11 protein-coding genes are annotated in these 11888 nt (G+C 73.7%); 5 read left to right on the top strand and 6 right to left on the bottom strand.

Annotated elements, in window-relative coordinates:
• Position 1 precedes the first annotated feature (1 nt).
• The 5 genes from fahA to ACIGG8_RS12505 form a co-directional block, all read right to left on the bottom strand.
• The gene (gene fahA, locus ACIGG8_RS12485) at positions 2-1222 is read right to left on the bottom strand and encodes a fumarylacetoacetase (protein ID WP_396547500.1); all 1221 of its coding nucleotides are present in this window, start codon (positions 1220-1222) and stop codon (positions 2-4) included.
• Positions 1219-2154, bottom strand: coding sequence for a hypothetical protein (locus ACIGG8_RS12490; RefSeq protein WP_396547501.1), 936 nt, complete (start codon positions 2152-2154; stop codon positions 1219-1221). Before ACIGG8_RS12490 ends, fahA begins: the two co-directional genes overlap by 4 nt.
• A complete protein-coding gene (locus tag ACIGG8_RS12495) occupies positions 2151-3353 on the bottom strand; it encodes a cupin domain-containing protein (protein ID WP_350519063.1) in 1203 nt (400 codons plus the stop codon). Before ACIGG8_RS12495 ends, ACIGG8_RS12490 begins: the two co-directional genes overlap by 4 nt.
• Positions 3354-3395: 42 nt before the next feature.
• Positions 3396-4610: a 4-hydroxyphenylpyruvate dioxygenase gene (gene hppD / locus ACIGG8_RS12500; protein ID WP_396547503.1), complete on the bottom strand. Its 1215-nt coding sequence runs from the start codon at positions 4608-4610 to the stop codon at positions 3396-3398.
• A 241-nt stretch (positions 4611-4851) separates the two neighbouring features.
• Positions 4852-6330, bottom strand: coding sequence for a phosphoribosyltransferase family protein (locus tag ACIGG8_RS12505; protein ID WP_396547505.1), 1479 nt, complete (start codon positions 6328-6330; stop codon positions 4852-4854).
• Positions 6331-6660: 330 nt separating this feature from the next.
• On the opposite strand from ACIGG8_RS12505, the gene ACIGG8_RS12510 reads away from it, so the two are divergent.
• From ACIGG8_RS12510 to ACIGG8_RS12525, 4 genes are read left to right on the top strand one after another with little or no spacing between them, the layout of a single operon-like run.
• A complete protein-coding gene (locus tag ACIGG8_RS12510) occupies positions 6661-7104 on the top strand; it encodes a hypothetical protein (protein ID WP_396547507.1) in 444 nt (147 codons plus the stop codon).
• Positions 7101-7511: a hypothetical protein gene (locus ACIGG8_RS12515; protein ID WP_396547508.1), complete on the top strand. Its 411-nt coding sequence runs from the start codon at positions 7101-7103 to the stop codon at positions 7509-7511. Before ACIGG8_RS12510 ends, ACIGG8_RS12515 begins: the two co-directional genes overlap by 4 nt.
• Positions 7512-7560: 49 nt before the next feature.
• Positions 7561-8226 carry a cupin domain-containing protein gene (locus ACIGG8_RS12520; protein ID WP_396547510.1) on the top strand — a complete coding sequence of 222 codons (666 nt, stop codon included), beginning with the start codon at positions 7561-7563 and terminating at the stop codon, positions 8224-8226.
• Positions 8227-8279: 53 nt separating this feature from the next.
• Complete coding sequence (locus tag ACIGG8_RS12525; RefSeq protein WP_396547512.1) at positions 8280-8501, top strand: hypothetical protein; 222 nt, start codon at positions 8280-8282, stop codon at positions 8499-8501.
• A gap of 226 nt (positions 8502-8727) precedes the next feature.
• On the opposite strand, the gene ACIGG8_RS12530 is transcribed toward ACIGG8_RS12525, so the two are convergent.
• Complete coding sequence (locus ACIGG8_RS12530; protein ID WP_396547514.1) at positions 8728-10821, bottom strand: ATP-binding protein; 2094 nt, start codon at positions 10819-10821, stop codon at positions 8728-8730.
• Positions 10822-11101: 280 nt separating this feature from the next.
• Here ACIGG8_RS12530 and ACIGG8_RS12535 point away from each other — a divergent pair, with 280 nt between their 5' ends.
• The gene (locus ACIGG8_RS12535; protein WP_396547516.1) at positions 11102-11794 is read left to right on the top strand and encodes a response regulator; all 693 of its coding nucleotides are present in this window, start codon (positions 11102-11104) and stop codon (positions 11792-11794) included.
• Positions 11795-11888 lie beyond the last annotated feature (94 nt).

The following is an 11888-nucleotide window of genomic DNA, read 5'->3' on the forward strand; positions in this document are numbered from 1 at the left end:
GCTACCCCCGCACCCGCCCGGTCACCTCGCCGAAGCCGACCACGGCCCCGTCCGGCCCGGGTGCGGTGGCGGTGATGGCGACCTCGTCGCCGTCCTCCAGGAACGTCCGGGTCGTGCCGTCCGGGAGCTTCAGCGGCTCCTCGCCGTTCCAGGTCAGCTCGATCAGCGCACCCCGGGTCTCCGGCTCCGGCCCGCTGACCGTGCCCGAGGCGAACAGGTCCCCGGTGCGCAGTGAGGCGCCGTTGACGGTCATGTGGGTCAGCTGCTGCTGCGCCGTCCAGTACATGGTGGCGAACGGCGGGTGGGAGACCGGGTGCCCGTTCAGCCGCACCTCCATCGCCAGGTCCAGGCCCCACGGCTCGCCGTCCCGGTCGTCCAGGTACGCGAGCGGCTCGACGTCGCGCTCCGGCGGCGTGACGCGGGCGTGCTGCAGGGCGTCCAGCGGGACGATCCACGGCGAGATCGAGGTGGCGAAGGACTTGCCGAGGAACGGGCCGAGCGGCACGTACTCCCAGGCCTGGATGTCGCGCGCCGACCAGTCGTTGAGCAGGCAGACGCCGAACACGTGCTCGCGGAAGTCGGCCAGCGGGACGGGCTTGCCCAGTTCGGACGGCGTGCCGACGACGAAGCCGACCTCGGCCTCGATGTCCAGTCGGCGCGAGGGCCCGAAGCTCGGCGCCGGGTCGGCGGGCGCCTTGCGCTGCCCGTGCGGCCGCACCACCGGCGTGCCGGAGACCACGACCGTGCCCGCCCGCCCGTGGTAGCCGATCGGCAGGTGCTTCCAGTTGGGCGTGAGCGGCTCCGAGCCCGGGCGGAAGATCCGGCCCAGGTTGGTGGCGTGGTGCTCGGAGGCGTAGAAGTCGACGTAGTCGGCGACCTCGAACGGCAGGTGCAGTTCGACCTCGGCCACCGGCAGCAGGGCCGGCGACAGGGCCTCGCGGAAGGACTCGTCCGTGAGCCACGTGGTGAGGTCCGCCCGCACCCGGGTCCAGACCGGCCGCCCGGCCGCCATCAGCGGGTTGAGCGAGTCCGCGTCCAGCAGCGCGGAGGGCGCACCGGCCGCGCGGGCCGCCGCCCCGGCGTCCAGGACGAAGTCCCCGACGCGCACGCCGATCCGGCGCCGCCCGGGCTGGTCGGCGGCGGTGAAGACGCTGTACGGCAGGTTGTGCACGCCGAACGGCGAGTCCTGGGCGCTGGCGAGCCAGCTGCGGGGGGTGGTCAACGGTCCTCCTGGTGCGGTGGAGTGGGCGACGACAGCAGGCCGAGCGAGGCCAGGTCGCCCAGGGGCTCGGCGATGCTGCAGGTGCCGAACGCGGTGAACGAGTTGCGGATCACCGTAACCTGACGAGCCGTCAGTGCGCGCACCGCCTTGGCGAGGGCCTCGCCGTCGCGCTCCGCCAGCACCTCCGCGGCCGCGGCCCGGTCGGTCTCCTGCGCGGCCAGCAGCACGTTCAGGAAGCCGTGGTGCTCGAAGCCGGTCTCCGGGTCGGTGTGCCGGACGGCGTTGTGCAGTCCGGCGGTGCACTTGTAGGGGAGTCCGCGCTGCGCGCAGCCGGTGAGGAAGGCGGCCAGCTCCGCCTCGTCCGGGAACGCGTCGGCGACCAGCCCGCCGGTGCGGAACTTCGCCCGGTACGGGCTGTCCACCAGCACGTCCAGGACGGCGTCCAGGTCGTCCCCGCGCAGGAGTTCGCGCGGCAGCTCGACGGCGGCCGGGACGTCCGGCGGCAGCAGCCGGTCCAGCTCGGCGACCGCGTCGGCGGCGTCCCGGGTGGCCAGTTCGACACCGGCCAGGTCGAACGGCGCGGCGGCGGCGAGCGCCCGGGCGAGCTCGGCGCTGCCCCCCGGCAGCACCAGCCCGACCCTGAGTCGCGAGTCGCCGCCCGCGCCCGCCGGACCGCCCGTGGCGGCCGGACCCGTCGCGCCCGCTGCGCCCGCCGGACCGCCCGCGGCAGCCGCCGCCGCGGCCAACTCGCCCAGCCGGCCCGCCCCGCACAGGAGCGGGCCGACGGCCTCGGCGTACCAGGCCGCGCGGTGGACGCGGTGTGCGGGCACGGCCTCGGCGACCGGCAGGTTCCCCGGTGGGAACACCGCCGCGTCGTCGAAGAGTCCGTGGAACAGCTCGGGGATGACACCCCCCGACGGCAGTCCGCTCATCGTCCGGGCCCCCGACCGGCCCAGGTCCAGGCGTAGTTGGCGTCCTCGCTGGCCCGCCCGCCCTCGCCGAGCTCCAGCGGGCGGAAGGTGTCCACCATGACGGCGAGCTCGTCGAAGAACTCCGCGCCGATGCTGCGCTCGTACGCGCCCGGCTGCGGCCCGTGGGTGTGCCCGCCGGGGTGCAGCGAGATGGAGCCCTGGGCGATGCCCGAGCCCTTGCGTGCCGCGTAGTCGCCGCCGCAGTAGAACATGACCTCGTCGCTGTCCACGTTGGCGTGGTAGTAGGGCACCGGGATCGACAGCGGGTGGTAGTCCACCTTGCGCGGGACGAAGTTGCAGATCACGAAGTTGTTGCCCTCGAACACCTGGTGGGCCGGCGGCGGCTGGTGGATTCGGCCGGTGATCGGTTCGAAGTCGCTGATGTTGAAGGCGTACGGGTAGAGGCAGCCGTCCCAGCCGACCACGTCGAAGGGGTGGTGCGGCACGGTGTAGCGGGTGCCCGCGATCCCGTTGGGGCCGCGGTGCTTGACCAGCACGTCGACGTCCCCGGGCGCGTCCACGACCAGCGGGCCGACCGGGCCGCGGAAGTCCCGCTCGCAGTACGGCGCGTGCTCCAGCAGCTGCCCGTACTTGGACAGGTACCGCTTCACCGGGGTGATGTGGCTGTTCGCCTCGATGCAGTACGCGCGCAGCGGCTCGTCGCCGGTCGGCACCCAGCGGTGGGTGGTGGCGCGCGGGATGATCACGTAGTCGCCCTGGCCGACCTCGATCGAGCCGAACACCGTCTCGACCGTGCCCGCGCCGGACTCCACGTACACGCACTCGTCGCCGAGCCCGTTGCGGTACAGCTCGCTGGGGGCCCCGGCGGCGACGTACGAGATCCGCACGTCGCCGTTGCCGAGGACCAGCCGACGGCTGCCGACGACGTCCGCGGACTTCCACTCCTGGCCCGCGAACAGCTCGTGCAGCTTGAGGTGACGGGGGAGCAGCGGGTGGTTGGGCACCGTGGACTGGTCCGGCAGCTCCCAGGGCACCGCGTTGACCACGGCCGAGGGGATGCCCCGGTGGTAGAGCAGCGAGGAGTCCGAGGAGAACCCCTCTTCGCCCATCAACTCCTCGTAGTACAGCCCGCCTTCGGGGGTGCGGTGCTGGGTGTGCCGCTTGGGCGGGATGCTGCCCAGCTGCCGGTAGTACGCCATCTCCGTGGTCCTCCTCGACCGTCCGTCAGAGCTCTCCGACGCTCACAGGTTGCCGCGTCGGTCCTGCTCGCGCTCGATCGACTCGAAGAGCGCCTTGAAGTTGCCCTTGCCGAAGCCCAGCGAACCGTGCCGCTCGATGAACTCGTAGAAGACGGTCGGGCGGTCGCCGATCGGCTTGGTGAAGATCTGCAGCAGGTAGCCGTCCTCGTCGCGGTCGACCAGGATGCCGCGCTTCTTCAGCTCCTCGATCGGCACGCGCACCTTGCCGATCCGCTCGCGCAGCTCCGGGTCGTCGTAGTAGGCGTCCGGGGTGTCGAGGAACTCGACGCCGCGCGAGCGCAGCACGTCCACGGTGGTGAGGATGTCGTTGGTGGCGAGCGCCATGTGCTGGCAGCCGGGGCCGGTGTAGAACTCCAGGTACTCGTCGATCTGGGACTTCTTCTTGGCGATGGCCGGCTCGTTGAGCGGGAACTTCACTCGGTGGTTGCCGCTGGCGACGACCTTGGACATCAGCGCGGAGTACTCGGTGGCGATGTCGTCGCCGACGAACTCGGCCATGTTCACGAAGCCCATGACGCGGTTGTAGAACGACACCCACTCGTCCATGCGGCCCAGCTCGACGTTGCCGACGGCGTGGTCGAGGGCCTGGAAGAGGCGCTTCGGCGAGCCCTCCGGGTGCTTGACCTTGCTCTGCGCGACGACGTAGCCCGGCAGGTACGGGCCGTGGTAGCGGGAGCGGTCGATCAGGGTGTGGCGGGTCTCGCCGTAGGTGGCGATGGCCGCGCGGCGCACGGTGCCGTTCTCGTCCGAGACGTCGTTCGGCTCCTCCAGGACGGTGGCGCCGGTCGCGCGGGCGTGCTCGATGCACTTGTCGACGTCCGGGACCTCCAGGGCGAGGTCGACGACGCCGTCGCCGTGGCGGCGGTGGTGGTCCAGCAGCGGGCTGTCCGGCTGGACGCCGCCCTTGATCACGAAGCGGCAGGAGCCGGAGCGGAGCACGTACGCCTTGCGGTCCCGGCGGCCGGTCTCCGGGCCGGAGTAGGCGACCAGCTCCATGCCGAACACGACCTGGTAGAACTGGGCCGTCTGGGTGGCGTTGCCGACCACGAAGACGACCGCGTCCTGGGCCGTCACCGGGAACGGGTCGGTGGCCTGGTTGTGCTCGACGAGGCCGACGAGGCGGCGCAGCTGGTCGGCGTCAAGACCGGCCTCGCGCTCCTCGGGGGTCAACTCAAGGGCGTGGGACTGCGTGGTCATCGCTCGTTCCTCCACTTCGGGCCTCGTCTTCGAGGCTTCCGCTGGATCGCGGCCGCACCGCGTACGGGTGGGCGGTGCGGTTGCGGAGAGCTTGCTCCTGTCGGGGTGGTTGGGCAACAGGTCGGTTTTTCACTGCTCAATGTGTACAAGCTGGTCAGGATTTCCCGCCTCGCACTGCGCAAAATGTGCTGCCACTTCCCGGGGATACACGAAGTCTGCGCAATCACCGTCGAGGGGTCGTTCACGGGTTCCCGGCCCCGGAACCGCGCTCGGGGAGGTGGTGCAGGAACCAGTTCCGGGCCAGCTCAGCGACCTGGTCGAGGGTCCCGGGCTCCTCGAAGAGGTGGGTCGCGTGCGGCACCACCGACAGTTCACTCTCGCAGCGCAGCCGACTCCCGGCCCGCCGGTTGAGGTCGAGCACGGCGGTGTCCAGGGAGCCGACGACGAGCAGCGTCGGGGCGCTCACCCGGCCCAGGACCTCGGCCCCGGCGAGGTCCGGGCGACCGCCCCGGGAGACCACGGCGCGCACGGCCGGGCCCAGCTCGGCGGCGGTGTGCAGCGCGGCGGCGGCCCCGGTGCTGGCGCCGAACAGGCCGAGCGGCAGGCCGCGGGTCTCGGGCACGGTGGCGGACTCGGGCGGGGCGTCGGTCCCGGGCACGGTGCCGGACTCGGGCGGGGCGTCGCTCCCGGAGTTCAGCTGCCGGGCGACGGAGGTCAGGCGGGAGCCCAGCAGTCCCACGTCGAAGACGTTGCGGCGGTCCGCTTCCTCGGCCTCGGTGAGCAGGTCGAACAGGAGCGTGGCCAGCCCGGCGCGGTTCAGGTACTCGGCGACGTACCGGTTGCGCGGGCTGTGCCGGCCGCTGCCGCTGCCGTGCGCGAAGACCACGACGCCGCGCGCGTCCGGCGGTACGGTCAGCCGGCCGGCGAGGCGGACCCCGGCGGCGGGCAGGACCAGCTCGCGGTCGACCCCGGCGGAGGCCGTAGCCGGGCTCCCCGGATCCGACTCCCGCTCCCGTTCCTTCTCCCGGGCCCGTTCCTGCTCCCGGCCCCGCTCCCGCTCCCGCTCCCGGGCCTCGGAGAGCAGCCGTAGCACCTCCGCGTCCTCGGTCTGCGAGAAGTCGGCGTAGAACTCGCCGATCGCGAAGAACGGGGACGGCGTGTCGACGCAGACCAGCTCGTCGGCCACCTCCTCCAGGCGGTCCGTCCAGTCCCGGGGCGCCACCGGCACGGCGAGCACCACCCGGGCCGCGCCCCGCGCCCGGACGATCCGGCAGGCCGCCCGGGCGGTGGACCCGGTGGCGATGCCGTCGTCCACCACGACCACCGTGCGTCCGCGGACGTCCGCGCTCGGGCGGTCGCCCCGGTAGCGGCGGGCCCGGCGCTCCAGCTCGGCGCGCTCGCGCCGCTCCACCTCGGCCAGCTGACCGTCGGTGACCGAGGCGAGCCGGATGACCTGTTCGTTCAGCACCCGCACGCCGTCCTCGCCGATCGCCCCCATGCCCAGCTCGGGTTGGTAGGGCACGCCGAGCTTGCGGATCACACAGATGTCCAGCGGTGCGTCGAGCGCCCGGGCCACCACGGCGGCGACCGGCACCCCGCCCCTCGGCAGCGCCACGACGACGGTCCCGGGGCCGCCCACGTGACCGAGGCGTGCGGCCAGCCGCCGGCCGGCGTCGGTGCGGTCGGCGAAGTGCGTGAAGTGGGTTCCGGTGACGTGCATGACACGGCCTCCGGTTCCACCGTACGTCGTTCCGGGCGGCACGCGCGGGTGCGGTCGCGGACGCGTGCGGCCCGGGCGGGACGGCAGTCGGCAGGTCGGGCCGGGCGCGCACCGGGAGGGGACCCCGGCCGGGGCGGGAGCGACCCGGGACGGGGCAGGAGCAGCCCGGGATCCGCCCGGGATCGCGCCGGGCCGGGGCCGGGATCGGGCCGGGATGCGGTCGGGAACGGGACGGGACGCAACCCCCGTGTGGGCGGGACAGCGGGCGGCGCACCGTGGGTCGCAGAGGCGGACCGAAGGGTCCGCCGGTGACCGGAAGGAGCGCCCGACATGCCGGGCACCGTCATCACCGATCTCCGCCGACGCGGCGCCGTGGACCCGGGCCGCCTGCTGGTGGGACCGCTGCGCGGCGTCGGCCTGCAGCGGCTCGAACCGGGCCACAGCACCGAGGTGGCCGCCGACGGGGTCGAGCACGCGCTCTACGTCACCGCCGGATCCGGCCTCGCCGAACCGCCCGAGTACGCGGTACGGCGGGACGCCTCGCCGGAGGACCACGACCCCGAGCGGTGCGACGCCGAGCCGTACGAACCCGAGCCGTGCGAACCCGAGCCGCGCGACGCCGGTATCCCGCTCTTCGAGGGCACCGCCGTCGTCCTCCCGCTCGGCACCCGGACCGTCCTCACCGCCGGCACCGCCGGGATGGAGTACTTCCACGCCGTCCTGACCGTTCCCGCCGGCGTCCGCACCTCCACCAGCGGAGATGAACCCGCATGATCGTCACCACCGACACCGGCGCCGCCATGGTCGTCCTCGGCCCGAACGGCGAACGCGTCCGGATCCGCTCCCTGGCCCGCCGCTCGATGCTCACCAGTGCCTGCGAGGCCTTCGACCACCTGCGGCTGAGTCCGGGCGCCCACCACGTGCTGACCGGCCGGCCCGACGCCGAGACCGTCCTGCACGTGCTGCGCGGCGCCGCCGTCGTCGGCCGGCTCTCCGACGAGCCCGACCACCTGGCCTCGGAAGGCGATCTGCTGCTGGCCCGCCGGGGCCGCACGCTGCAGCTCGAAGCCGGTCCGCTCGGCGCCGAACTGCTCTGCCTCACCCTCGCCGTTCCCCGGCGCGGGGCCGGCACCGGGGCCGTCCCGGCCCGCCGCCGCGCCGCCCGCCGTGACCGGCCCTGACCCTCCTGCCCGTCCCGGACCGTACGTCCTCCGTCCGAGGAGACCTCTCGTGATCGTCGTACCCGCCGCCGTCCCCCGCACGGCGCCCGTCCTCCGGCGGCTGATCGACCCGGACCAGCGGCCCGCGGTCCGCGCCGGGCTGACCGTCGAGACCCTGCCGCCCGGCGTCCGGGTCGACCAACTCCCCTTCGAGTCGGCCGAGTCGGTGACCGTGGTGCTCTCCGGCCGGCTGGAAGCGGCCGGCCGGATCCTTTCCCCGGGCGAGGCGATGCACCACCGGCCCGGCAGCAGTTGCCGACTCACCGCCGTCCGGGGCGCGCCGACCACCGTGCTCACCATCCGTCCCACCCCGTCCCGGGGTGCCATCCCGGCCCAGCGCTCGGGCCCGGAGTCCGCCAAGGCCTGGCGACAGGTCGACGTGGGCGTCGTGGACCTCGACCCCGGCGGCCTCTGCGGGCCGTACGAGGACCGTGCGGCCGACGCCTTCCTGCTGGTCCTGTCCGGGGCCGGTGCCTTCCTCGGCGAGCTCGGCGAGGTGCCCGTGCGCACCGGCGACCTGGTCTACGTCAGGGCGCAGGAGCGGTACGGCCTGCGGGCCGGATCGCGCGAACCGGTGACCGTCATGCTGGGCCGGATCGGTGCCCCCGGCGCCGAGTCGGGACCGGAATGGGACATCAAGCCCATGCGCTCGGGGCGTGTTCGTCCGCAGAGTTGAACGTGATCGATCGACCACGACCGGTCACTCGGAAGAATCGGGAGTACCTCCTCATGGCAACCAACACCACGACCACGGCGATCTGCGCGGCCGGCGTGCTGGCAGGCCTGATCGCGGCGGCCATGGCGCTGCGCAGCGCGTGTTCCGCCTCCGCCTCGGCATCCCGTCGCCGTTCCGCCCTGTCTCCCGTCGTGACACCGAACGGCGGTGGTGGCATCGGCTGCAAGCTCGGCAACTGCGGAGTGCCGCCCACCCCGCCCGGACCGGACGCCTGACCCGGCTCGCTCTCGGGCGACTCGCCGGGGCTGACATCCGACGGGCGGCGGCCGACGGGCAACGAATAACAGATGACAGGGAACAGATGACAGACTTCGAAATCTGTCATCTGTTCTCTGTCGTCTGTTCTCTGTCATCTGTTCGGCGTTACCTGTTCCCGGTATGTCTGCACCTCCTCGCCCGCCCCCCCGGCACCGCTCGCCCAACACCGCCCGGCACCGCCCGTCACCGGTCCGCCGACGCCGAGCGCGGCAGCACCGCCAGCACCTGGGTGCCCCCGTTCGGCGGAAGTGCGCGGACGGTGCAGTGCCCGCCGATCTCCGCCGCCCGGTCCGCCATCGACCGCAGGCCCACCCCGCTGCCGTCGGCCGGGGAGCCGCCGTCCGCCCGGTACCCCACCCCGTCGTCCTGCACGGTCAGCGTCAGCGCCTCGTCGTCCGCCCGCAGCGTGATCCGCGCCGTCCGCGCCCGGGCGTGCCGCAGCACGTTGTTCAGGGCCTCCGCCGTGATCCGGTACGCCGCGACCTCCACCGCCGCCGGAAGCTCCGGCAGCGGGTCCGGCGAGAGCTCCGCCGTCACGGTCAACCCGGCCCCGCCGAAGGTGTCCGCCAGCTGCCGGACCGCCCGGGTCAGCCCGAACTCGCCGAGCGGCGCCGGCCCGAGCCGGTCGGTGATCCGGCGGACCTCCTTGATCGTCAGGCCCAGGCCGTCGGAGACCCCGCGCAGCGTGTCCGCGAGCCCGTCGGCCGCCGAGGTGGCCGCGTTGTCCACCCGCAGCCGCAACCCGGCCAGCGCCGGACCGAGCCCGTCGTGGATGTCCCGCCGCAGCCACCGCCGCTCCTCCTCCCGCGCGGCGACGATCTGCTCCCGACTGGCCTGCAGGTCCTCCTGGAGCCGCAGCGAGGCGACGGCGGGCGAGGCCTGGTCGGCGAGCGAGCGCAGGATGTCGATGTCGCTGGCCTCCAGCCGTTCCTCGCCGGCGCGCAGTCCGACGGTCAAATCGCCGATCGGCAGCCCGTTGTGGACCAGTGCGAAGTCCTGGCTGCGCCCGTCCAGCCGTCCGGCGGTGGCCAGGGTGCGCCGCCCGGCCCGGGTGGTGACGGCGAGGGTGACCCCGGGCAGCCGCAGCTCCTCGGCGACCGTCGCGCACAGCGCCGCCGGCAGCCGCGCCGGGTCGACGACCTGGCGCACCCGGCCCGCGAGCGTCCGCAGCACCTGGTACGGCTGCGCGCGCTCGCCGTAGTACAGCCGGTCCACCAGGGCGACGACCCGCCGCGCCGCCCGGGGCAGGGCCGCGCCGAGCGCGTACACCAGGGCGATCAGCAGCAGTGCCGCCCCGCCGCGCCCCGGCAGCAGCCAGGTGGAGAGCACGGCGGCGGCCACCACGAACAGCCCGGTGACCCCGGTGCCCAGCAGCAGCCCGATCAGGACGCTGCGGGCCGCCCGGTCGAGCCGCCAGCCGTGGTCCCGGATGACCAGGACGGCCACCGCGACCGCCCAGACCAGTCCCGCGGCGGCGAACAGCGAGTAACTGAGCCAGTAGTGCTCCTCGAAGTTCCGCGAGTACAGGTCCTGCATGCCGGCCCAGAGCAGGTAGGCGCCGAGCATCGCCGCCACCCGCAGCCGGTGCCGACGCATCTCGCCCTCGTCGCCCGCCCGGCGGCGCGGACGCAGCAGACGGGTCAGCAGGACGACGGTCACGATCCCGATCAGGCATTCGCTGACCAGCAGGTCGCGTCCGCCGAGGGTGTCGGTCACGACGCCGAAGAAGTGCGCGGGCGGGTTGCCGGCCAGCGGGTTGGGCCGCCCGAACTGCATGGGGCGGTCGAGCCGTTGGGACATCTCCGGGACCACGAACAGCGCGACGGCGCCGATGTACCACCACCAGCGCCGGGTCGTCAGCCGGCCGTCGGGCAGCCAGAGCGGGAGCACGTAGAAGATCGTCACGTTCACCGAGCTGCAGAGCGCGGCGAAGGCGGCGACGGCGCCGACGATGCCCGGGTCGGCGATCTCGACCGAGACGGGTGCCGCCGCGGCGTCCGGCAGGATCTCGGTCAACGCGTAGACGAGCAGCACCCAGCCGAGCGGGTTGCCGGGGCGGTGGGCGTGTAGCAGCATGCCCGCCCCCGCGGTCGGGAGGGCGTAGATCAGGTTGCCGAGTTCGTCGCGCGGTTGGTGCACGCCCGGATCGCCGAGGTGGACGAGCACGTAGCAGATCCACACCGTCGAGGCGACGACGCAGAGCGCCGTGGCGAACGCGGTGGCGGTCAGCTGCCGTTGGGCCGGTGTGCGGCGCCGGACGGAGGTCACCGTGGTCATGGCACCACCTCGCAGGACGGGCTGGGCCGGTGGGGCGGACTCCGGTGGTGCGAACCCCCCGGCGGTACGGATTCCCGGTCGGCGAGCCGGTCGGCGGCGCGAACCGAGCCAGGTTCCAGTCTCGACGGCCCGGTGTCCCGGGCGCCTGAGGCAGTGGTCTCGGATCCTGCCCCCGATCCTCGGTTCCGGTGCCGGATCGGTTCCCGCACCGCCCGCCACGCGGACGACTTCCGAGCATGTCACGGAAAGTAGCCGATTTGCTGCTGGTAGTGTCGGCCGTGTGGATGAAGAACAGCCGTTGGCACCCTCGGGCCCGGTCGGCGCACCGCCCGTCCGTGTACTGATCGTCGACGATCACCCCCTCTTCCGGGAGGGGCTCAAGGCGGCCCTGGAGAGCGCCGCGGGCGTCCTCGTGGTGGCCGAGGCCGAGCGGGTCGCCGACGTGCCGGAGGCGGTCGCCCGGCACCGTCCGAGCGTGGTGATCATGGACCTCTCGCTGCCCGACGGGTCCGGGCTGGAGGCCGTCCGCCGGCTCGCCACCCAGGAGGCGCCGCCGCCGGTGCTGATGCTGACGATGTCGGACGACGACGGCAACCTGCTCGCCGCGCTCCAGGCGGGCGCGCGCGGCTACCTGGTCAAGGGGGCCGGGCGGGAGGAGGTGCTGCACGCCGTGCGGACGGTCGCCGCGGGCGGTGCCGTGTTCGGCGGCGAGGTGGCCGGACGGATCACCGCCCTGCTGGCGGGGGCCCGGATGCGCGAGGCGGGGCAGCTCTTCCCTGACCTCACCGCCCGCGAGGCGGAGGTGCTGGACCTGGTGGCGCGCGGGCTCGACAACCGGCGGATCGCCCGGGAGCTGGTGGTCGCGGAGAAGACCGTGCGCAACCACATCACGCACATCTTCGAGAAGCTGCACGTCGCCACCCGCGCCGAGGCGGTCGCCCGGGCCCGCGACATGGGCCTCGGCGACGGCTGAGCCCGGATCCACCGGGCTGTGACTGACGTGGGAACGGGATGACGCAGAGAGGTGCCTGCTGAGCTGGGAGGATGGGAGTTCTCTACGCTTCCGT

The organism is Kitasatospora sp. NPDC085464 (genome assembly GCF_044541955.1).
GTDB lineage: Bacteria > Actinomycetota > Actinomycetes > Streptomycetales > Streptomycetaceae > Kitasatospora.